The 20,644-nt window shown below is 58.9% G+C and carries 23 protein-coding genes; 22 read left to right on the top strand and 1 reads right to left on the bottom strand.

The annotated features are described in order from the left end of the window. Window positions 1-88: 88 nt before the first annotated feature. From HV765_RS03390 to HV765_RS03425, 8 genes are all read left to right on the top strand, one after another. Window positions 89-679 (top strand): TetR/AcrR family transcriptional regulator, encoded by a 591-nt coding sequence (locus HV765_RS03390; protein ID WP_254600424.1) that lies wholly within the window; start codon window positions 89-91, stop codon window positions 677-679. Between the two features lie 152 nt (window positions 680-831). After that, window positions 832-1,395, top strand: a complete 564-nt coding sequence (locus HV765_RS03395; RefSeq protein ID WP_175168781.1) for a TetR/AcrR family transcriptional regulator — start codon at window positions 832-834, stop codon at window positions 1,393-1,395. 103 nt (window positions 1,396-1,498) lie between these two features. Further along, on the top strand, window positions 1,499-2,182 hold the full coding sequence (locus HV765_RS03400; protein WP_175168782.1) for a DsbA family oxidoreductase: 684 nt from the start codon (window positions 1,499-1,501) through the stop codon (window positions 2,180-2,182). A 107-nt stretch (window positions 2,183-2,289) separates the two neighbouring features. Further along, window positions 2,290-2,844, top strand: a complete 555-nt coding sequence (locus HV765_RS03405) for an OsmC family protein (RefSeq protein WP_175168783.1) — start codon at window positions 2,290-2,292, stop codon at window positions 2,842-2,844. A 74-nt stretch (window positions 2,845-2,918) separates the two neighbouring features. Further along, entirely contained in the window at window positions 2,919-4,040 is a 1,122-nt protein-coding gene (locus tag HV765_RS03410) for an alkene reductase (RefSeq protein ID WP_175168784.1), read from the top strand. A 38-nt stretch (window positions 4,041-4,078) separates the two neighbouring features. Further along, window positions 4,079-4,399: a thioredoxin gene (gene trxA / locus HV765_RS03415; RefSeq protein WP_175168785.1), complete on the top strand. Its 321-nt coding sequence runs from the start codon at window positions 4,079-4,081 to the stop codon at window positions 4,397-4,399. Window positions 4,400-4,582: 183 nt separating this feature from the next. Then, window positions 4,583-5,446 (top strand): tripartite tricarboxylate transporter substrate binding protein, encoded by an 864-nt coding sequence (locus tag HV765_RS03420; protein ID WP_175168786.1) that lies wholly within the window; start codon window positions 4,583-4,585, stop codon window positions 5,444-5,446. 253 nt (window positions 5,447-5,699) lie between these two features. Continuing rightward, window positions 5,700-6,617 carry a LysR family transcriptional regulator gene (locus HV765_RS03425; protein WP_254600425.1) on the top strand — a complete coding sequence of 306 codons (918 nt, stop codon included), beginning with the start codon at window positions 5,700-5,702 and terminating at the stop codon, window positions 6,615-6,617. A 5-nt stretch (window positions 6,618-6,622) separates the two neighbouring features. Here HV765_RS03425 and HV765_RS03430 read toward each other — a convergent pair whose 3' ends face one another. Then, window positions 6,623-7,417: an IclR family transcriptional regulator gene (locus tag HV765_RS03430; protein WP_175168788.1), complete on the bottom strand. Its 795-nt coding sequence runs from the start codon at window positions 7,415-7,417 to the stop codon at window positions 6,623-6,625. Window positions 7,418-7,615: 198 nt separating this feature from the next. On the opposite strand from HV765_RS03430, the gene HV765_RS03435 reads away from it, so the two are divergent. The 14 genes from HV765_RS03435 (at window position 7,616) to hpaH (ending at window position 20,495) form a co-directional block, all read left to right on the top strand. Further along, window positions 7,616-8,572, top strand: coding sequence for a Bug family tripartite tricarboxylate transporter substrate binding protein (locus HV765_RS03435; RefSeq protein WP_254600426.1), 957 nt, complete (start codon window positions 7,616-7,618; stop codon window positions 8,570-8,572). Between the two features lie 14 nt (window positions 8,573-8,586). After that, entirely contained in the window at window positions 8,587-9,588 is a 1,002-nt protein-coding gene (locus HV765_RS03440; RefSeq protein WP_175168790.1) for a 2Fe-2S iron-sulfur cluster-binding protein, read from the top strand. 32 nt (window positions 9,589-9,620) lie between these two features. After that, complete coding sequence (locus HV765_RS03445; RefSeq protein WP_254600427.1) at window positions 9,621-10,976, top strand: aromatic ring-hydroxylating oxygenase subunit alpha; 1,356 nt, start codon at window positions 9,621-9,623, stop codon at window positions 10,974-10,976. Then, on the top strand, window positions 10,973-11,773 hold the full coding sequence (locus HV765_RS03450) for an SDR family NAD(P)-dependent oxidoreductase (protein ID WP_175168791.1): 801 nt from the start codon (window positions 10,973-10,975) through the stop codon (window positions 11,771-11,773). Before HV765_RS03445 ends, HV765_RS03450 begins: the two co-directional genes overlap by 4 nt. Before the next feature lie 16 nt (window positions 11,774-11,789). Continuing rightward, window positions 11,790-12,374, top strand: coding sequence for a 3-phenylpropionate/cinnamic acid dioxygenase subunit beta (locus HV765_RS03455; protein ID WP_175168792.1), 585 nt, complete (start codon window positions 11,790-11,792; stop codon window positions 12,372-12,374). A gap of 26 nt (window positions 12,375-12,400) precedes the next feature. Next, window positions 12,401-12,574: a hypothetical protein gene (locus HV765_RS03460; RefSeq protein ID WP_175168793.1), complete on the top strand. Its 174-nt coding sequence runs from the start codon at window positions 12,401-12,403 to the stop codon at window positions 12,572-12,574. A 170-nt stretch (window positions 12,575-12,744) separates the two neighbouring features. Next, window positions 12,745-14,394 (top strand): FAD-dependent oxidoreductase, encoded by a 1,650-nt coding sequence (locus HV765_RS03465; RefSeq protein ID WP_175168794.1) that lies wholly within the window; start codon window positions 12,745-12,747, stop codon window positions 14,392-14,394. Window positions 14,395-14,464: 70 nt separating this feature from the next. Continuing rightward, a complete protein-coding gene (locus tag HV765_RS03470; protein ID WP_175168795.1) occupies window positions 14,465-15,436 on the top strand; it encodes a Bug family tripartite tricarboxylate transporter substrate binding protein in 972 nt (323 codons plus the stop codon). 36 nt (window positions 15,437-15,472) lie between these two features. Continuing rightward, window positions 15,473-16,132, top strand: coding sequence for a fumarylacetoacetate hydrolase family protein (locus tag HV765_RS03475; protein WP_175168796.1), 660 nt, complete (start codon window positions 15,473-15,475; stop codon window positions 16,130-16,132). Continuing rightward, the gene (locus HV765_RS03480) at window positions 16,129-16,896 is read left to right on the top strand and encodes a fumarylacetoacetate hydrolase family protein (protein WP_175168797.1); all 768 of its coding nucleotides are present in this window, start codon (window positions 16,129-16,131) and stop codon (window positions 16,894-16,896) included. The genes HV765_RS03475 and HV765_RS03480 overlap by 4 nt, the downstream gene beginning before the upstream one ends. 9 nt (window positions 16,897-16,905) lie before the next feature. Beyond that, the gene (gene hpaE, locus HV765_RS03485; protein WP_175169489.1) at window positions 16,906-18,375 is read left to right on the top strand and encodes a 5-carboxymethyl-2-hydroxymuconate semialdehyde dehydrogenase; all 1,470 of its coding nucleotides are present in this window, start codon (window positions 16,906-16,908) and stop codon (window positions 18,373-18,375) included. A 2-nt stretch (window positions 18,376-18,377) separates the two neighbouring features. Further along, window positions 18,378-19,241, top strand: a complete 864-nt coding sequence (gene hpaD, locus HV765_RS03490; protein WP_175168798.1) for a 3,4-dihydroxyphenylacetate 2,3-dioxygenase — start codon at window positions 18,378-18,380, stop codon at window positions 19,239-19,241. A gap of 1 nt (window position 19,242) precedes the next feature. Then, complete coding sequence (locus tag HV765_RS03495) at window positions 19,243-19,680, top strand: 5-carboxymethyl-2-hydroxymuconate isomerase (protein ID WP_175168799.1); 438 nt, start codon at window positions 19,243-19,245, stop codon at window positions 19,678-19,680. After that, the gene (hpaH, locus tag HV765_RS03500; RefSeq protein WP_175168800.1) at window positions 19,680-20,495 is read left to right on the top strand and encodes a 2-oxo-hept-4-ene-1,7-dioate hydratase; all 816 of its coding nucleotides are present in this window, start codon (window positions 19,680-19,682) and stop codon (window positions 20,493-20,495) included. The genes HV765_RS03495 and hpaH overlap by 1 nt, the downstream gene beginning before the upstream one ends. Window positions 20,496-20,644 lie beyond the last annotated feature (149 nt).

Raw genomic sequence — 20,644 nt, forward strand, 5'->3', positions numbered from 1 at the left:
AGCATACAGGGAATCGGAAACGGAGCCTAGTACCGCGGAAGATACAATTGTCCGATCTTTATCACGTTGAACACGGGTGGAATAGGCAGTGGCCAGCAAAAAAACTGAGGAACATCCTGCTAATCGCGACCGCATCCTCAAGGGCGCTGCCGCCCTGTACGCAAGACGGGGATTTCACGCGGTCGGAATGAATGAGCTATGCGCCGCCCTTGAACTGAGCCGGGGTGCCTTCTATCACTACTTCACTAGCAAAGACGATCTGCTGGAAGAGATCTGTCGCCAGTACATGACGAAGCTGCTGCACCTGGCGAAGCTCTCCAAAGCAGAGGAGCCTGATCCCGCTATGCGGTTGCGTAGATTGGGCAGCGAGCTTATCTCGGTGATCGGTGCGCATCGAGACGAACTTGCCGTGTGCTTTCGCGAGACGATTTCCCTGGCTGAGGACAGGCGCCAAGGGGTTCTTGCTCTACATGCCGGCTACGAGGGGATTTGGAAGGAAACCCTAATTGAGGGCGGGAAGAATGGTGTCTTCGTTCCATATTCCCGTTTTCGACTCAAGGCGTTGTTAGGTATGTACTACTACAGCTATCTGTGGATCGACCCGACGTCAGCATCTTCCATACGCCAAACGAACGACACCTTCGAGTCCATCTTGGCCGCCGTGAGTACCCGCCCTTAGTCTTGAGCGGTTACGGTGCTTGAGTGCCATGAATTATTTGCGGGTCACGTCAGGCGTTGGGACGGAGCGTGGTTTTTCGTCCACCATGTGTTGACAGTCTACCAACTAGTAGGTAGTATTAGATAAATGCAATCATTGAACAAGGAAAAGACATGGCTGCCGGCACACGTGAGGCTCTGCTTCAAACCGCCGAAAACCTGATGCGTACCCGAGGCTATACCGCGTTCAGCTACGCTGATCTTGCTGAAGCGGTAGGCATCCGCAAGGCAAGCATCCACCATCATTTCCCGACCAAGGAAGACTTAGGGGAAGTGATTGTGCAGACTTACATTGCCCGTGTGCGGATCGAACTCGATCGGATCGAGGCGCAGCACCGTCATGTCATCGGCCGTCTGGAGAGCTTCTTTATGATTTTCAGGTCTAGTGTAGAAGGTGGCCTTCTACCGCTTTGTGGAGCGCTTGCGGCAGAGATGTCTGCATTACCGCCCAATCTGCAGCGGCTAACGCATCAATTTTTTGACATGCAGTTGACTTGGCTGACCCGGATATTGAACGAGGGCATCAAGCTTGAAGATATTCCCGAGGGCAGCGGAGCCAAGGCAAAGGCGTTTTTACTTTTGAGCCTTCTGGAGGGTTCCTGTTTCATCAACTGGGCCACCAGGGAAGACGCCCCGCTGAGTCCGAGTGTCATTCAGGTAATTGCCCAACACGCTTGAGGCGCTGCGATGCTCTCCGAAAGGGGAGCGGCAGCACATTTTTTTAACCTGAAAACCTACCTACTACATGGTAGTGTGCTTATTCGGTTTGACGGAGATATCGATGAAAACAGTGAACGTGGAAGTGTGGTCCGACTTTGTATGTCCGTGGTGCTGGATCGCAAAGAAGCGCTTTGAAAAGGCCGTCACGTTGCTGGCCGACCAGGTCCAGGTCGTGGTGACCAACCGAGCATATCGTCTTGGCAGGGGCGTGCTTCCGATGGACTACAAGAGTGCCCTGCACCAGAAGCTTGGCGGTGCCGCGGCCGCGGACCGGATGATGGCGGCCGTTCGCGCTAACGGGCTTGGGGAAGGGCTCGTCTACAACTTCGACACCATGCGTTTTGGAGACACGACGGCAGCGCACGCGCTGATCAAGCGCATCGACGAGCCATTGGTCGCTCAGCGAATGATGGAGCGTCTGTACAAGGCTGTCACCACGGATGGACTCGATATCTTTGACCGGGATGTGCTGCTTTCCATGGCCAAAGAAGTTGGCGTTGTCGACATGACATTTGACCTGGCGTCGGCTCGTATCGCCGCCGAGATTCAACGCGACGAGAGTGGGGCGAGCCGTATTGCCAACGGTGTTCCCTTGTTTTTGTTCAACAGCAGCGTCTTTGTGTCTGGCGCCCAAGAAGTTGGCGTACTCGAGCGGGCGATTTTGGATGTCGCACGCGAGGCGCCCGAAGCAATGGCGGCTGCCGGAGATGGTGAAAGCTGCTGCATCGATAGCTGTTCCCACTGAGTAACCCCTATTTCTTTTATTTCATCAAACCACCGAATCCAGCGGCAGCCTTGCGGCACCGCGAGACCCCGCGCGCATACACGCGTAATCACAAAAGGAATCCTGATATGACCAACAAGCCCAATGGTATCGACGTCGCCGCGCTGCAGCAGTTCGCAAAAGGCGTAGCCGAGGATGCTTCCAAGCGCAATGCCCGCTTCAACGTCAAGACGAAATGGGCCGGCCAGACTCGTTCAGTCGCAACGGTCAACCACTATTCGCTCAGCGGCGTGAAGTACGAACGAAACTTTGAAATTGCAGCTGATGAACCGAACGAGTTGCTCGGCCAGAACTCCGCGCCGAATCCGCAGGAGCTGCTAATGGCAGCGCTTAATGCCTGCTTGACTGTGGGTTACGTGGTCAACGCCGCGGCGATGGGCATCACTGTGCACAGCCTGGAAATTGAGACCGACGGCGAGTTGGATCTACGTGGGTTTCTTGGATTGGATGAAAACGTGAACCCCGGCTACGACGAAGTGAGCTACGTCGTTCGCTTGCACGCCGACGCCACGCGCGAGCGTCTGGAGGAACTTCACGAGGTGGTGACTAAAACCTCGGTAAACCGTGCCAACTTTTCCAAGGCCATTCGGGTGGTCTCCGCATTGGAAGTCCTGGAAGGATAAGGCCAGACGGCCTTACACATTGCATTGCAATCCGCAGCTCCGAACGGTGGCGCATCCCAATCGAGAAACGCATTATGAGCAAGCTTTTTACCCCCTACGACCTATCGGGTCTGCAACTGGCCAACCGTGTCGTCATGGCTCCTATGACACGGACCCGGACGCCGGAGAACATCCCTAACGACCTTACTGCCCTCTATTACGCGCAGCGAGCGTCGGCAGGCCTGATCATCACGGAAGGACTGCCAGTCTCAGAGGAAGGCCGCGGCTATCTGTATACGCCCAGCCTGTATACCGACGAGCAGATGCAAGGGTGGCGCAAGGTGACTGACGCCGTGCATGAGAAGGGCGGCAAGATCTTCGCCCAGCTTTGGCACGTCGGCCGTCTCTCCCACTATTCGACTCAGCCGGGAAATGGCGCGCCGGTGTCTTCAGGCGAGGAGCCGGCGACGTCGACCATGGTGTATGCATGGGTCGAGCCGGGCAAAGAAGGTCCAGTCTTGCCAAGCAAGCCGCGTGCGCTTTCCACAGCTGAGGTCGGTCGTGTCATCCAGGACTTTGTTGCCTCGGCGCGCCGCGCCATGGAGGCAGGTTTCGACGGGGTCGAAGTGATGGCGGCCAACGCCTTCTTGTTTGATCAGTTTCTGAGTAGCGCAATGAACACCCGCACCGACAAATACGGCGGCTCGATCGCCAATCGCCAACGCTTCTTGCTGGAGACGCTTGATGCACTGGCGGATGCGATCGGCGGCAAGAAGGTGGGTGTGCGCGTTTCGCCGTTCGGCCGAATCTATGACATGGAGGCCTTTGAAGGCGAGGAAGAAGCGTGGGCGAGCATGGCTGGGGCATTCAATGAAAGGACTTTGGCATTCGTCCACTTGAACTATCAGACGACTATTTCGGCCGCGGGTACGCCCGCCGGCTTTGGTGCTGCCTTCCGCAAGGCCTACCGGGGAACGCTGATCGGCGCCGGCGGCTTCACCAAGGATCTGGCCGACGCAGAGCTTGCGAAAGGCGAGCTTGATCTGATCGCTTTCGGCACGGCGTACATCGCTAACCCCGATCTGGTGGAGCGTATGAAGAACGGCTGGCCGCTCGCAGAGCCTGACCGGTCCACCTTCTACGGCGTGATCGGAGCCAAGGGCTACACGGATTACCCGACGTTCGAGTCCAGCGGAAGTCGCGCTGCAGTCAACTAATCAGTGCATTAAGCAATCGCGTTTTATGGAGGTTCCACATGGCTACCCGTAACACAACCACTAGTGATTTCGAAGTTGATGTCATTCAGAGCAAGACGCCAGTCTTGGTCGATTTCTGGGCGCCCTGGTGCCCGCCTTGCCGAGCAATCGCCCCTTCATTGGAAGAGATTTCCGACGAACTCGCTGGCAAGCTGCAGGTGGTCAAGGTCGACATCGACGAGCATCCCGAACTGGCGCGGCGATATGGCGTACGGTCCATCCCGTCATTAAAGGTATTCGTGGACGGGAATGTCGCCAAAGAACTCCTTGGGGCGATGCCCAAGCAGGCGTTGCGTGCGGAACTCGCTGCATTCGTATAAGACGCGTTAGTCACATAGCCAGGCGCCGGCCTCAGCGAGGCCAGCTGCCTGTTGAAAAGGTGAGGCGATGAACATGACCGTGCCATCTTGGGTCGGGAAAGTAGAGGAGCTGGATGCCACGGAATTTAATCGCTTGGCACGCTCCAGCACCGTTCCGATTCTGCTTTGCATCGGAGCGCCCTGGTGCTCGCTCTGCACAACGTGAGGCCCGCAGTCGAAAGGGCTGCTGCAGATCTTGGTGGACAGGTTCGAGTTGTGAAAGTGAATGCCGCCACGGATTCCCAACTGCTGAATGCACTGAAGGTCGCGGCTGTGTCGATGATCGTGTTGTACGGCGAATACGGCCGAGAGCTGGGCCGGTCCGTCGTCGTGGAGAACCGGGCCGGCGCCGAAGGCATCATTGCAATGCAGACGCTGGCGCGTGCGCAGCCCGATGGCAACACGATTGGCTTCGCAGCCGTCAGCCCGTTTTCGATCACGCCTCATGTGCAAAGGCTGCCGTTTGCGCTGGACGCCATCACGCCTCTGATGGTCGTGATGTATTCGCCGGCCGTACTGGTGACCACGCCTGCGCTGAGGGTAAAGAACATTCAGGAGATGGTCGCGGCGGCCAAAGCCAAGGCGGGCATGGTTCGTGCAGGCAACTCGGGCTCGGTCTCGCTGGGAACACTGATCTTTCACGAGCTCCACAAGTCTGCCGGCATCGATATCACCGTCGTGCCGTATAAAGGCGGCGGCCAACTGTTGACGGATGCAATAGGCGGGCAGTTTGAGCTGCTGGTCATGAACATTAACGCGACCGTGGTGCAGAGCATCAACGAGGGCAAGCTGACAGCCCTGGCGGTTTCAGGACCCGGACGCTTGCCCAGTCTGGCAGGTGTGCCGACGCTCGCCGAGCAGGGCTACCCGAGCGCGGACTTGATCTCTGCGTTCGGACTATTTCTGCCTGCAAAGGTTCCCCAGGAGACGGTCGACGCCTTGTCCAAATCGGTCAACGAGGTTATCGCTGATCCCCTGTTCCAGGCGCGCCTGGCCGAGATGGGCTAGGTGGCTACCGGAGGGTCTCCCAGCGAGTTCGCGGCCAGCATCCAAGAGGATTCGGACAGGAATGCAGGCATCATCAAGGATGCTGGGTTAGGCAAGCAATAGGCATACGCGGCGGCATTCGTCGCCGCGTGGTTCGGTCTCATGTGCTCTGAACGACGGGGGCGGTATTCGATAACGGCGGCGCTGCCGGCCGTTTGTTACTCGGGAGCGGTCAGTCCTCGATAAAATGGTCTTGTTCAATCTGAGTACTTCCATGCCTTATCAAGCCAACATTTCGCTTCGGGAAACGCCTTCGATTCGCCAGCTTCGGGCGTTCATGGCTGTGTATCAAACCGGCAGCCTTTCTGCCGCTGGCGAAGCGCTTGGCCTGACGCAGCCGGCCGTGTCGCTACTGTTGAAAGATCTGGAAGAAAAGCTGGGTGTGCGCCTGTTTGATCGAACCACGCGCTCGTTGCGTCGCACTGCGGCAGCCGTCGAGGCGATCGCGTATGCCCAACGAGCGCTTGCCGAGCTGGCGGCATTGGGCGATTGCATGCAGGATCTGGCGCAGGCGCGGCGCGGCCGTGTGCGCATTGCCGCCACGTCCACCATTGCGCAAACTCTCCTGCCCAGTGCGATCCGGCAATTCTTGAATTCACATCCGCAGGTGATCGTGTCTATCAATGATTGCGCTCCGGCTGAATTCACGGACCGCGTCTTGAGCGAGCATGTTGACTTCGGTATCGGGTCACTCGAAGGCTCTGTGCCAGGTCTCGAGCAGCAGGTAATCCTCGACGACACCTTGTGTGCTGTAGCAACTGGCCTGTTCTTTCCGACGCACCGGCCTATGAGTTGGAAGCAATTGTCGGGCATGCCTTTGATTGTCGTGCAGCCAGGTTACGGCGTGCGGAGCGCGATTGATCGCGCTGTTGTGGCGGCGGACGTGCAGCTCAACATTGCTTATGAGGTCTCCTTGCTGACGACTGCATTGGCCATGGCCGCCAATGGGCTGGGCGTGGCGGTGGTACCCTACTCCATTGTGCATTCCACGCACTACGCCGATCTCGTTGCTCGCCGGTTGATACGTCCTGTCGTGCCTCGCGTGTTGGCCGTGGTGCGTAAAGAGAGTCGCCTCATGTCCCCGTCGGCCCAGGCGTTTGCGGACATGCTGGCGCGCAGCGCGCTGGGTTGACTGGGCTAGTGCGAGTCGCCCAGTCCGAGTTCGCGGGAAAGCGCGCCGGCGCTTTGCATGACGCGCTTGCCAAGGGCCTTGACCGCGCTTTCGTCCAATCGCGTCGCGGGGCCGAACAGGCCTATTGAACCGGCGACACCTTTGCGGTCAAAGAAGGGCGCAGCCACTGCGACCGCCCCGACAATCAACTCATTGCGGCTGACGGCATATCCCTGCTTGCGTGTCTCCGCCAGGCTTTGCACAAAGGCTTGGCGATCCACGTCCAGCCCGCGCAGGTAATCATCCAACCTCTCTTGAGCATCGGCTTTGAAAGCCAGGATGGCGCGGCCGGTTGCGCCCACCGCGATCCGCTCCTGATAGCCCACTCCGCGTTTGAAGTTGAGCGGTTGCGGGCTGGGTAGTTCGGCTAGGCATAAGCGCATGTCCGCGCGCTCGACAAACACGGCAACGGTTTCCTGAGTCTCCTGCCAGAGTGCCCGCATGATGGGCTCGGCAATGGCTGTGATGTCCAGGGACTCGGTCCACACATGCGACAGCCGTGCGATGGCAGGCCCCAGACGGAAGCGTTGCGGATCCCCTGATGACGTAATGAATCCTCTGGTCTCCAGGGTGTAAAGCAAGCGGTACAGCGTCGGACGGCTGAGCTTTACCCGTTGCAACAGCTCGGTAGCCGTTAGTTCGGAATCCTGGCGGCTGAAGGCGATAAGGATGTCCAGCGCTCGATTGACGGCACGGACACTATCTGACCCTTTCTCGCCCTTATCTTCATTTTCGATGCTGCTGCTTTCGTCGGCCTTCAATGCGTTCTCCCGGTTTCCAGGTGGCAAGTCTACCCCGCTGCTCGAGCATGACAGGCGCGAGCCGATGCGTAGACCACGTCGAAAGGGGTATTGCCGAATTGAACTCTGTACGTATAATGAGACTATAGTCCGCTAGACGGACAAGGTTCGCAAAACCAAAACAAGCCCAATGGAGACATAGAAATGAGGATTTTCTGTATGAACAGGGTGGTGGTGGCATGCGCCCTGGCTGTGGCTTTGATGTCGCAAGCGGCCGCTCAATATCCGAACCGGCCAGTCAGCGTTGTCGTCGGGTTCGCTCCCGGCGGCACGAACGACATCTTGGCCAGGCTGATTGCCGCCAAGCTACAAACCCGCTTGAAGCAGAGCTTCGTCGTTGAAAACCGCGCGGGCGCCAATTCCATCATCGCTGCCGACTACGTCGCACGAGCCGCGCCCGACGGCTACACCGTCTTCGTTGCGTCCAGCGGCGCACTGACGATCAATCCTGCGACATATTCCAAGCTGAGCTACGACCCGCAAAAAGACTTCAAACCGGTGGCATTGCTTGGTTCGTTTCCGCTGGTCGTCGTGGGCAATGCATCCTTCAAGGGCGAGAAGCTTGCCGATCTGAAAAAGGCGGCGACCCGCAATTCCGATGGTGCGCTCACCCATGGCGTGGGCTCTTCCACCTTCCAGTTGGCCGCCGAGTACTACGCCCGACAGGCGGGCGTGTCTCTGGTGCAGGTCAGTTATCGCGGCACCGGCCCCCTCGTTGCTGCTTTGCTCGGCAATGAGGTGGATATCGGCTTTGTCGATGTGGCCGGTGCGATCTCGCAGATAAATGCGGGAAAGCTCAAGCCGCTGGCCGTGACGACAATGCAGCGGTCATCGGTATTGCCAGACGTGCCGACCATCGCAGAGTCGGGCGTGCCCGGCTACGACGTGCCGGTCTGGACCGGCTTGGTCGTTCCGCGCAATACGCCCGATGAGGTGGTAAGCACGCTGCAGGCCGCATTGAAAGACATCCTGGCCGATCCTGATACCGCCGAAAAGTACCGCCCGTTGGGCATGGATGTGGGCAATGTCGATGGAACCGCGCTCCAGCGGCGCATCGCTGACGACATTGCCAAATGGACCGATGTAGCCAAGGCGGCAAATATCAAAGTGGATTGATGGACAGTGAAATCATGAGCAATGTGCCCCTTACTTTGTTGTTCTCCGACGGCGCCTCGCGACGCATCCTGGCGCAAACTGGGCAGACAGTCGTAGACGCAGCTGCCGAAGCTGGCCTGGGTTTATTGACAGACTGCAGCAATGGACAGTGCGGAACCTGTGTCGCCAGCCTGGTTTCGGGACGGGTGGAACTCGGCAAGTACGACCGCGCCGTCTTGCCGGACAGCGACCGTGCCGAAGGCGCCATCCTTTGTTGCGTCAGCCGCGTGACGGGACCTTGTGTCGTCGAATTTGGCTATGACGCAGCCGAGGCCATGGCAGAGGAAGCGCCGCCGATGATTGGCAAGGTAAAGGCCTTGGAGCAGGTTGCGCGGGAAACCGTAATGCTGGAAATCGAGCTTGAGCAGGGCGTTGAATTCCAGCCCGGTCAATATGTACGAATCCGTCCTGAAGGTGAGGAGCAATGGCGCTCCTATTCAATGGCTGGTCTGTCGGGCGAGAAAAATCTGCGCTTTTACATCCGCCTGGTTGACGGTGGATGGTTTTCGACCTGGCTGCAGCAGACCGCTGCGCCAGGATTCACCGTCGAAATTTCTGAACCGCACGGCAGTTTCTTTCTGCGAGACGAAGACCGGCCGCGTTTGTTCGTGGCGGGAGGAACCGGCCTCGCGCCATTCTTGGCCATGCTTGCAGCGCTTGCCAACAACGAAGCTGCCCGCGCGATTCCGACCATGCTCTTGATCGGTGCGCGCAGCGGCGCCCACCTCTTTGCCTCCGATGAACTTGAGGCCTTGCGCGAGGCGTGGCCAGAGTTGGAAGTCCGGCTTGCTGCGGAAGCGGAGCCGACCTCCGACTGCCATGAAGGCTATGCGACGGATCTGATAGCTGCCTTGGACGCCGATCCGCGTACTCGCGTCTACCTGTGTGGACCGCCAGCCATGGTTGAAGCCGGCCGCCAGGCGGCGCAAGCCGCCGGCCTGTCGCGCCGCGACATGTTGTGTGAACGCTTCAACTAAATCCCCGTTTTTCAAGCAAACAGGAAAGCAACGTGAATAGTTCCGTCTACAACCGCATGGTTGACCCGAAGAGCGGCGTCATCAGCCGCGAGATTTTTTCCGACAAAGATGTCTTCCAGGAAGAACTGGAAAGGGTGTTTACGCGGGCCTGGCTCTTTGTTGGCCATGAAAGCCAGATTCCTAATCCGGGTGACTACTACACCTCGCGCATGGGGGCCGAATCCGTCATCCTTACGCGAGACAAGAAGAAGCAGGTGCATGTCTTCTTGAATTCATGCCGCCATCGAGGCATGAAGGTCTGCCAGTACGACCATGGCAATACGCAGCTCTTCACTTGCCCATATCACAGTTGGAGCTACACCACAGAAGGCAAGCTCTTTGGCGTGCCGCAGTACAAGGCGATCTACGCAGACTGCCTCGAGAAAGAAAACTGGTCATTGATCGAGGTTCCAAAGCTGGCGCTCTACAAAGGCACGGTGTGGGCCTCTTGGGACAAGGATGCACCCGATTTTCTGACGTATCTCGGTGACGCCAAGACCCACCTTGACTTGGCGCTGGATCACCGCGATGGTAGTGAAGGTGGCTCCGAAGTGCTGGTCGGGGTCCACAAATGGATCATCCCCTGCAATTGGAAATTTGCAGCTGAGAATTTTCTGGGCGATACCTATCACAACGTCAGTCATCGCTCGGTCGATCTCATCGGTATCGGCCCGAGCGCTGAAGTCGGGGTGAAAGGACGGCGCGACAACGAGCTGGAGTATGCGCAGCACCTGTGGGTCAATTTTCCCGCCGGTCATGGTGTGCACAGTGCCATCCTTCCAGAGAACTCACCATTTGTTGACACCTTTCAGAACAACCGTGTGGTTGCCGAGTATTTCCGTCATTGCCACGAAGAGCGCAAGCGCCGCCTCGGTGAAGAGCGCAACCGTTTGGTGCCGTTCGTCGGAACGATATACCCCAATCTTTCGTTTCACGGAAAGCAGCCACGCAGCCTTTGTGTCTGGCACCCGCATGGCCCGGAATCGACCGAAGCTTGGCGCTTCTTTTTAGTGGATGCGAACGCTCCACAAGAGGTCAAAGATTTCCTTCGCACCTATTACATGCGTTACTCCGGTCCGGCCGGGATGACCGAGCAGGACGATATGGAGAACTGGAATTACGCGACTGCCGGAAGCCGAGGCGTTATCGCCAAACGTTATCCCTATAACTATCAACAATCGCTGGGCAAAGTGACGACACAGGGCCCCGTTCCGGGCAACGTCAGCCTGCAAGTCAGTGAGGAAAACCCGCGGCAGTTCTACCGGCGTTGGCGCGACTACATGAACGGTGCGGAGTGGGATGTGCTGTTGGGCAAACATGATAACGGCCCAGCGAGTTTCGCAGTATGAGCGGCCCCGTCACCATAGTTACCGGAGGCACGTTCGGGCTCGGCCTGTCCATCACGGTGTCGCTGGCGCGCCGTGGGCATCGGGTGCTCGCCTTCGGATTGCGCCAAGCCCAGGTCTCGAGTACAGCGGTCGGCTTTAGTGAATTGGAGCAGGCGCTGAGCGAGGAGAACCTGTCTGGCCAGGTCGAACTCATGGAGGCCGATGTTTCGCGCGAAGGGGACACCATCGCAGTGGCGCGACGCGCTTTGGACCGGTTCGGGCGCATCGACGGTCTCGTCAACAATGCGGCAATCGGCCCGTTGGGAACCGTCATGGATACCTCACCTGAGGTGTTTGAACGGATTCAGAAGGTCAACATCGGGGGCATCTACTTGATGAGCCGTCAGGTCATTCCGACCATGCGCGAGCAAGGGGGCGGCTCCATTGTGAATATCGGCTCGGGTGCCGGCTACGGAAAACCCAATATGGCTGCCTATGCAGCCAGTAAAGGTGCCTTGCTGGCGCTTTCGTCCGCGATGGCTTACGACCATTTCCATGAGCGCATCCGCGTCAATGTCGCCATCCCAGGCGGTGGCGGGATTGTGTCTGGCATGAGCGTAGGCCGCTTTGGTGGAGATGAATCCGTATTCAAGCGTCGTCCGGCGCCAGGAACAGTAGCCGGCCGACCTGCGACCGGTGAGGACCTGGCGGGAGCGGTGGCCTTCCTGCTCTCCGAGGACGCTGCGGCCATCTCGGGCACTGTCGTCGATGTTGGATGCTTTTCCCATCAAGGAGGACCGGTTCCACACCGGCCGTAGAACAGAGGACATTGAGATGAACGAACAATTGGTTGATGCAGAGAAGCTTAAGGCGGTCACGATTGAACGCGATGCGCGCTACTACGCCTTGAAGGCAGAAATTGAAGAGCACCTTTATGACGAATGCGAGCTTCTCGATTCTCGTCGGTTCGCTGATTGGCTCGAGACGCTGGCCGACGATCTCGTCTATTTCATGCCTATGAACTTCAACGTCAAGTTCGGAATGCACGAACGCAATGAGATGACGCGCCTTGACGAGCACATGAGCTGGTTCAACGAAGGAAAGTGGACGCTGAGCAAGCGGGCCGAACAGATCATGACGGGGGTTCACTGGGCGGAGGAGCCTTTGTCGCGTCTGTCCCGCATGGTCAGCAATGTGCAACTGACCGCTATAGACGATACGCAAAAAAGCGGCCTGGAGATCGATGTCCGAAGCCGATTTCTCATGTACCAGAATCGATGTGAGTACGAAGAGTATCTCTTCACCGGACGCCGATACGATCGCTTTCGCCAAGCGAATGGGGGCTGGAAGCTTGTCCGCCGCGAGATTCATTTGCCGCAGAACGTACTGCTAGCTAAGAACCTCACGATGTTCTTTTGAGCCTCGTCTGAATCTGGAAATTACTCATGATCAATTTCATCAACTTGAACGTTGGCCAACGACTGGCGCTCAAAGATGGCCGCGAGGCCGAAGTTGTCGGCAACATCGGAGACGGAATCTGGGTTCAGGTCCGTTTTGATGACTGCCCTGACGACGAAGAATTGCTGCATTGCGAAGAGGTCGTCGGACTGGCTGAATAGCCTTGGCACGCTCCCGTCGTTAAAGACGGGGGCGGTTCTGCAATGCTTGGTTGGTGCCGGCACATCAAATTTATTAAATTTTTTTATAAACACATAAGAAAGTCTCGTTTGTTATGCCTAGCCACGCATCCATAAACTGACTTCGTTCGAAAACACATGGATTAATCATTATGGGCGGCAGGCAAAAACATGACGTGATTGTTGTGGGGTCGGGCCCCGTCGGTTTGACGGTGGCCATGGACCTGGCATCACGCGGGGTGGATGTACTGGTTATTGAAAAGCGTCCGCGCGGTGAAGCGCCGAGCGTCAAGTGCAATCATGTGTCGGCGCGGTCCATGGAGGTATTCCGGCGTCTAGGCGTAGCCGACGCCGTGCGTGCGGGAGGGCTTCCCGATGAGTATCCGCATGACGTTGCCTATCGCACCAGCGCCACCGGCATCGAGCTTACGAGGATTCCAATTCCGAGCCGGGCCGGCCGCCTCCGGCATGCCCCGGGGCCGGATACTGATTGGCCGACGATGGAGCCTCCTCATCGGATAAACCAGATCTATTTGGAACCCATTCTGTTCGCGCATGCCGAGGCCATGCAAGGCCTGAGCATCCGTAACCGAGTGGAGGTCAGCGGAGTCTGCCAGGATGCCTCAGGCGTTCAGGTTCAGGCGCGCGACCTGGTTACGGGCGATGAGCTGACATTCGAGGCTGACTATCTCGTGGGCTGTGATGGCGGCCGTTCTCAGATCCGCACGGCTATCGGCGCGACCCTGGTGGGCGATGCCGTTATTCAGCGCGTGCAGTCCACGTATATTCGTGCCCCGAAACTGCTGTCTATGTTCAAGCACGAGCCGGCGTGGGCTACGTTCACGCTCAGTCCGATTCGCAGCGGCAACATGTACGCCATCGATGGTAAAGAGTTCTGGCTGATCCACAACTATCTGAAGGACGACGAACCTGATTTCGAGTCTGTGAATCGAGACCGGAGCATTCGTCAGATTCTGGGCGTGGATGACAGTTTCGAGTACGAAGTCATCAACAAGGAAGACTGGTTTGGGCGCCGTCTGGTGGCCGACCGGTTCCGTGACCGCCGTATCTTCATCTGCGGTGACGCCGCGCATCTCTGGGTCCCTTACGCTGGCTATGGCATGAATGCCGGAATTGCCGATGCCGCCAATCTTGCATGGCAACTGGCGGCCGTGGTTAATGGATGGGGCGCCCCGGAAATCCTCGAGGCCCATGTGGCTGAGCGTCATCCCATCACTTCCCAGGTTTCGCATTTTGTGATGGATCACGCTCACGCCATGGCGACCGAGCGTCGCATCGTTCCGCAGAACATCGAAGCGCACGACGATGCTGGCCGCGCCGTCCGCGAGGAAGTCGGACGCAGGGCTTATGAGCTGAACGTCCAGCAGTACTGCTGCGCCGGCCTGAACTTTGGCTATTTCTACGATAAATCGCCTCTTATCGTTTACGACGACGAATCGCATCCTGGCTATTCGATGGGCAGCTTCACGCCGTCGACCGTGCCGGGTTGCCGTACGCCGCACTTTGTTCTGCCGGACGGACGCTCGTTGTATGACGCCATGGGGCCAGACTACTGCTTGCTGCGTTTGGATGCAGACGCCGATGTCCGGCCATTGCTAGATGCGGCGGCGGAGCGGGGTTTGCCGCTGACATTGCTGGATATTCCGGCCGGGGTGGCGCCGCAGGCCTATCGTCATGCGTTGCTGATCTCCCGTCCTGACCAGCACGTGGCTTGGCGCGCGGACACGTTGCCTGCTGACTGCGGGACGTTGCTAGACCAGTTGCGAGGTGGCGCCGCCTGACTGAGCTAGTCCGGGCCAGCCACCTAGGCTGGCCCACCTTTTAATCATAAGAAAAAACAAGGAGACAACAATGAGCATTCTGTTGAGATTGACCCGGATGTTGTGGGCCGGGGTCTTGACCGCCTCAAGCGGTCTGGCGGCGGCGCAGCCGCCAATTTCCCTGGTCGTCCCCTATGCGCCAGGAGGAGCCACCGACATTTTGGCGCGCATTGTGGCGCAGCGTCTTTCCCAAGAACTGGACCGATCCATCGTGGTCGAGAATCGTGCGGGCGGAGGCACCATCATCGGCGCCCAGACGGTTGCGCGCGCGCAACCCGATGGCAACACCTTGTTGATGGCAACTAGCACTACGCTTGCCATCAATCGCAGTCTTTATAAATCGCTTCCCTACAGACCCGGCGACTTCGCGCCTGTGGGGCTGGTCGCTGAGGTGCCGCTGGCCATAGTGGTCGGCCCGTCAGTTCAGGCGAACACCTTGCAGGAGTTGGTGGCGCTGGCTAAGCGGGACCCGGGCGGATTGAGTTTTGGATCGGCTGGCAATGGTAGCCCGCAACACTTGGCGGGTGAGTTGTTCAAGACTTCGGCGGGCATATCGCTTACTCATGTGCCGTACAAGGGGTCGGCTGCTGCGCTCAACGACCTCCTGAGCGGTCAGGTATCGATGATGTTCGCGGACCTGGCGCCTGTGCTGCCGCAGATAAAGGCCGGAAAGCTTCGAGTGCTGGCGGTTACGTCAACGCGCCGGCTCGCATCTCTGCCTGATGTCCCGACGGTGCGCGAGACCGCAGTTTTGGGCACTGCGGATTACGAGGCGGTGGCCTGGCAAAGCGTGGTCGCGGCGCCCGGCACGCCCGTTCAAATTACCCAGGCCTATAACGCCGCGCTTGTAAAAGTGCTTGCCGATCCGGCTGTGGTCAAACGCTTCGAGGGTGACGGCATGTCGGTCCGTACCAGCACTCCGCAGGAGCTTGCCAGCTATATGGAATCGGAAAGCGAGCGTTGGGCGAAAGTCGTGAGCGCCTCGGGTGCCAAGGTCGACTGATTTCGTCCAGATTTTCAACTTTTGCAGGAGGCTTCCATGCCGCTCTTCCCCGTCTACGACGAGAAGCCATATCGGCTGTCCGGCGTCGTTTACGGTGCGCTGCTGAATCAACCGTCCGCTCTCGAGCAGATCGGGGCCGCAGCGCACGAGCCCCCCCACAAAGCGCCACCGAAAGGACCGGTGCTGTACATGAAGCCGCGCAACACGCTTGTGCCCGATGGTCAAGCCGTGTTGATTCCGGAGAGCGAGGAGGCAATGCGCGTGGGCGCCTCCATCGGGCTGGTCATTGGGCGGGCCGCCTGCCGGGTAGCCGCCGGACAGGCCTTGGATTACGTAAGCGGCCTGCTACTGGTGGCGGATCTGATTGTCCCCCACGACACTTTTTATCGCCCGTCGGTGCGGTTTGTTGCGCGTGACCGCTCCTGCCTGCTGGGCGGAAAGATCGCGACCGACCTGGATCCGGACGCATTGACGATCGACGTCGGGGTCGAGGGCAAACTCGCCCAGCAGGTGTCCATGCAAGGTCTGGTTCGTCCGGCCGCCCGTTTGCTGGCCGATGTGACGGACTTCATGACCTTGTCGGTGGGAGATGTGCTCCTGATGGGGGCCCGCATCGACGGTCCGCTGGTGCGCCGCGGGCAGGTGTTTTCTCTTGCGGCAGACGGTATGCAAACCCTGGAGGGAACAACCCAATGAGAACCGCGCGCGTTGCCTATGCCGGTGCCGTCCACACGGCAACCCCGCATGCAGGTGGGCTGCTACTGACCGATGGCCGGGTCGTGGCCGAAGACTCCGTTGTCTGGTTACCGCCATTCGATGTCGGCACCGTGATCGTGCTGGGGCTGAACTACGCCGACCACGTCAAGGAGCTGGCGAAAGAACTGACCGTCACCAGCAAGGACGAGCCGCTTGCGTTTTTCAAGGGGCCTGGCGCTGTGGTCGGACATCTGGCCCAGACGCGCCGCCCAGCGGACGCCACCTATATGCACTACGAGTGCGAGCTCGCGGTCGTTATCGGCAAGTCGGCGAGAAACGTGCACGCTGCCGATGCCATGGCGCATGTTGCGGGTTACACGGTCGCCAATGACTACGCCGTCCGCGACTACCTTGAAAACTGGTACAGGCCGAACCTGCGTGTCAAGAATCGCGACACTTGCACGGTGCTTGGCCCCTGGCTGGTCGACGCCGACGAAGTCGCGGATCCGCATGCCTTGGCGCTCAGCACGCGCGTCAATGGCGAGGTTACCCAGCGGGGCAGCACAGCCAACATGGTTAACGACATTCCCACGCTGATCGAGTACCTCAGCAGTTTCATGACGCTCAATCCGGGCGATGTGATTCTGACCGGCACTCCGGATGGCGTGGTGAATGTCAACGAAGGCGACGTGGTGGTCTGCGAGATCGAGGGGATCGGTTCCCTCTCCAACACCATTGTTGGTGATTCAGTGTTTGGGCGATAAGGAAAGATGATGCGTATTCAACATTTGATCGACGGAAAGTCCGTCGAGAGCAAGCAGTACTTCGAGACTATTAACCCCGCGACGCAGGAAGTGCTGGCCGAGGTCGCATCAGGCGGCGAGGCGGAAGTGCACGCTGCCGTGGCGGCGGCCAAGGCCGCCTTTCCGAAATGGGCGGCTACGCCTACTACCGAGCGCGCGCGTCTGGTTAGAAGGCTGGGAGAGCTGATCACGGCAAATGTCCCGGAGCTTGCACAAACGGAAACTAACGACTGCGGTCAAACCATTGGTCAGACCGGCAAGCAACTGGTGCCGCGGGCCGCGGACAACTTCAGCTACTTTGCCGAGATGTGCACTCGGGTCGATGGGCATACTTATCCGACGCCGACCCATCTGAACTACACCTTGTTCCATCCGGTGGGTGTCTGCGCCTTGATCAGCCCTTGGAACGTCCCATTCATGACGGCCACCTGGAAGACCGCGCCTTGCCTGGCCTTCGGCAATACGGCCGTGCTGAAAATGAGCGAGCTCTCGCCGTTGACGGCGGCGCGTCTGGGCGAACTGGCTTTGGAGGCAGGCATTCCCGCCGGAGTGCTGAACTTGGTTCATGGCTATGGCCGAGACGCTGGTGAACCGCTGGTAGGGCACCCGGATGTCCGTGCCGTGTCGTTCACGGGGTCGACGGCGACCGGAAACCGTATTGTGCAGGCGGCCGGTTTGAAGAAGTTCAGCATGGAGCTAGGCGGCAAGAGTCCCTTCGTGATCTTCGACGATGCGGACATGGATCGCGCACTGGATGCCGCGGTGTTCATGATCTTTTCGAACAACGGCCAGCGTTGCACTGCCGGCAGCCGGATCCTTGTGCAACAAGGTGTATATGCCGATTTCGTACAGAAGTTCACCGAGCGCGCCAAGCGGATTACGGTTGGCGACCCGCTCGATGAGAAGACGATTGTCGGTCCCTTGATCAGCAAAGCCCACATGGCCAAGGTCCGCGGCTACATCGAACTGGGCTCCAAAGAAGGCGCCACACTGCTGTGCGGCGGTCTGGACCGCCCCTCGTACGCGCCGGATTTGCCGGCGCGCGTGCGCGACGGAAACTTTGTCTGGCCGACGGTCTTTGCCGACGTGGACAACCGGATGAAGATTGCGCAGGACGAGATCTTCGGGCCGGTGGCCTGCGTCATTCCCTTCCGGGATGAGGCGCATGCCATCGAACTGGCTAATGACATCCAGTACGGCCTGTCCAGCTATGTCTGGACCGAGAACGTTGGGCGCGCCCATCGTGTTGCCGCTGCCGTCGAAGCCGGCATGTGCTTCGTGAACAGCCAGAACGTGCGTGACCTGCGGCAGCCTTTCGGCGGCACCAAAGCGTCGGGTACGGGCCGCGAAGGCGGCGCGTGGAGTTACGAAGTCTTCTGCGAACCCAAGAACGTGGCAGTTTCGATGGGTAGTCATCACATTCCGCACTGGGGAGGCTAATCATGGGAAAGCTCGCGCTTGCCGCCAAGATCACCCATGTCCCGTCGATGTATCTGAGCGAACAGGACGGCCCGAACAAGGGTTGCCGTCAGGCGGCCATAGACGGGCACCACGAGATCGGACGACGTTGCCGCGAACTGGGCGTGGACACCATCGTGGTGTTCGATGTGCACTGGCTGGTGAATAGTGAATATCACATCAATTGCGGACCGAAGTTTAGCGGCTGCTACACCAGCAATGAACTGCCGCATTTCATCAAGAATCTGCCCTACGAGTATCCCGGTAATCCGGCGCTGGGCGATCTGATTGCCAACGTCGCCAATGAAAGGGGCGTGGCGACTCGCGCGCATAGCGACACCACGCTCGAACTCGAGTACGGCACGCTGGTGCCAATGCGCTATATGAACGGCGACCAGCATTTCAAGGTCGTCAGCATCTCGGGCTGGTGCGTCTGGCACGACCTGGATACAAGTGTGCGCTTTGGCCGAGCGGTGCGCGAGGCCATCGAAGAGCGTTACGAGGGTACTGTCGCCATTCTTGCCAGCGGCTCCCTTAGCCATCACTTTGCCGAGAACGGTACCGCCCCTCAGTACATGCACAAGGTTTGGGACCCGTTCCTGGAGCAGGTGGACCGGCGCGTGGTCGAGCTCTGGGAGAAGGGGGATTGGAAGACCTTTTGCCCAATGCTGGCCATGTACAACGAGAAATGCTGGGGTGAAGGCGGCATGCACGACACCGCCATGCTGCTTGGCGCGCTGGGCTGGACCGAATACGAAGCGCCGGTTGAGGTGGTTACGCCTTATTTCGGCAGCTCGGGGACTGGCCAGATTAACGCCATCTTCCCCGTTACGCCGCTCGGAGAATGAGATGCCGCATCTGGTGATTCTCTATTCAGGCAATCTCGAGCCGGCCGTGGACATGACGGCGGTCTGCCGAGCGTTGGCCGATGCCATGCGGAAGGTCAAGGACGAAGACGGCAAGGCCGTCTTTCCGATAGGGGGCATCCGTGTGCTGGCCTATCCGGCGGCGCATCATGCGGTTGCCGACGATGGCGCGGCAGGCCTTGAGGGCGGCGAGTCCGGCGATTACGGGTTTGTGTACCTGAACCTGCGCATAGGCGGCGGCCGCAGCGCTGCGGTGATTCAGGCAGCGGGCGATGCCATTACTGCCGTGGCCCGCTCGCAGTTGGGCTCATTGCTGGAAGCCAGGCGGGTCGGCATGACCTTCCAAGTCGACATCGGCCGGGAGGCATATGACGTGAAATTCGGAAATCTGCATGCGCTGTTTCAGCAAGGAGAAAAGTAATGCTGTGCGATACCTTGATTCAGACTCTGGCGGCGGAACTCGACCAATCCGAGAAGACCCGTAAGCAGATCGAGCATTTCTCGAAACGCTATCCCGAAATCACCCTGGAAGACGGCTACCGCATCAGCCGTGCCTGGGTGGCCATGCAGCGCGCGCAAGGCCGACAGGTCATTGGCCACAAGATCGGGCTTACCTCTCGCGCCATGCAGTTGTCTAGTCAGATCGACGAGCCCGACTACGGCACCCTGCTCGACAACATGCTTTACACCTGTGAGCCGGGTAGCGTGCTGGACCTACCCACGGAACGCTTTATCGCGCCGCGAGTCGAGGTCGAACTGGCATTTGTGCTCAAACGTGCCCTGGTGGGGCCAGACGTGTCAGTCCAGGAGGTGTTGGAAAGCACCGAGTACGTCACGCCTGCCATCGAGATCATCGATGCCCGCATCGAGCAGCTTGACCGGCACACGAAGGTGATGCGCAAGGTCTTCGACACTATCAGCGATAACGCAGCCAATGCCGGTGTGGTCATCGGCGGTGAACGGGTGCATCCGGATGCCGTGGATCTGCCCTGGTGCGGGGCGGTGCTGCGACAGAACGGAGTTGTCGAAGAAACTGGCCTGGCGGCCGGAGTACAAGGGCATCCGGCCGTCGGCGTGGCTTGGTTGGTCAACAAACTATCGCCGTGGGGAGAGAGCCTTCAACCGGGTCAGATCGTATTGGCGGGATCCTTTACGCGCCCCGTGGCGGCGCGCCGAGGCGACGAATTCGAGGCAGATTATGGCTCGTTGGGTAAGCTGAACTTCCGGTTTGTTTGAGAGGTCCGTGGCCATTGTGCAAAACAGCTTTAACCAAGTCTTGAACGAGCAAACCCCAAATTGAACAGTGCGCTGGATCGCCTTGATCAGTGAGAGCGGAATCACGCTTGATTGACCCACTGAAGGACACGCGCCTTTTGCTTTAGGAT

The organism is Achromobacter kerstersii (genome assembly GCF_902859595.1).
In the GTDB taxonomy this organism is placed as follows: Bacteria; Pseudomonadota; Gammaproteobacteria; order Burkholderiales; family Burkholderiaceae_B; genus Achromobacter; species Achromobacter kerstersii.

Coding starts and splice junctions, on each gene's coding strand:
- HV765_RS03395 (WP_175168781.1), top strand. CDS start 832: ATGGCTGCCGGCACACGTGAGGCTCTGCTTCAAACCGCCGAAAACCTG.
- HV765_RS03400 (WP_175168782.1), top strand. CDS start 1,499: ATGAAAACAGTGAACGTGGAAGTGTGGTCCGACTTTGTATGTCCGTGG.
- HV765_RS03405 (WP_175168783.1), top strand. CDS start 2,290: ATGACCAACAAGCCCAATGGTATCGACGTCGCCGCGCTGCAGCAGTTC.
- HV765_RS03410 (WP_175168784.1), top strand. CDS start 2,919: ATGAGCAAGCTTTTTACCCCCTACGACCTATCGGGTCTGCAACTGGCC.
- trxA (WP_175168785.1), top strand. CDS start 4,079: ATGGCTACCCGTAACACAACCACTAGTGATTTCGAAGTTGATGTCATT.
- HV765_RS03425 (WP_254600425.1), top strand. CDS start 5,700: ATGCCTTATCAAGCCAACATTTCGCTTCGGGAAACGCCTTCGATTCGC.
- HV765_RS03435 (WP_254600426.1), top strand. CDS start 7,616: ATGAACAGGGTGGTGGTGGCATGCGCCCTGGCTGTGGCTTTGATGTCG.
- HV765_RS03440 (WP_175168790.1), top strand. CDS start 8,587: ATGAGCAATGTGCCCCTTACTTTGTTGTTCTCCGACGGCGCCTCGCGA.
- HV765_RS03450 (WP_175168791.1), top strand. CDS start 10,973: ATGAGCGGCCCCGTCACCATAGTTACCGGAGGCACGTTCGGGCTCGGC.
- HV765_RS03455 (WP_175168792.1), top strand. CDS start 11,790: ATGAACGAACAATTGGTTGATGCAGAGAAGCTTAAGGCGGTCACGATT.
- HV765_RS03460 (WP_175168793.1), top strand. CDS start 12,401: ATGATCAATTTCATCAACTTGAACGTTGGCCAACGACTGGCGCTCAAA.
- HV765_RS03465 (WP_175168794.1), top strand. CDS start 12,745: ATGGGCGGCAGGCAAAAACATGACGTGATTGTTGTGGGGTCGGGCCCC.
- HV765_RS03470 (WP_175168795.1), top strand. CDS start 14,465: ATGAGCATTCTGTTGAGATTGACCCGGATGTTGTGGGCCGGGGTCTTG.
- HV765_RS03475 (WP_175168796.1), top strand. CDS start 15,473: ATGCCGCTCTTCCCCGTCTACGACGAGAAGCCATATCGGCTGTCCGGC.
- HV765_RS03480 (WP_175168797.1), top strand. CDS start 16,129: ATGAGAACCGCGCGCGTTGCCTATGCCGGTGCCGTCCACACGGCAACC.
- hpaE (WP_175169489.1), top strand. CDS start 16,906: ATGCGTATTCAACATTTGATCGACGGAAAGTCCGTCGAGAGCAAGCAG.
- hpaD (WP_175168798.1), top strand. CDS start 18,378: ATGGGAAAGCTCGCGCTTGCCGCCAAGATCACCCATGTCCCGTCGATG.
- HV765_RS03495 (WP_175168799.1), top strand. CDS start 19,243: ATGCCGCATCTGGTGATTCTCTATTCAGGCAATCTCGAGCCGGCCGTG.
- hpaH (WP_175168800.1), top strand. CDS start 19,680: ATGCTGTGCGATACCTTGATTCAGACTCTGGCGGCGGAACTCGACCAA.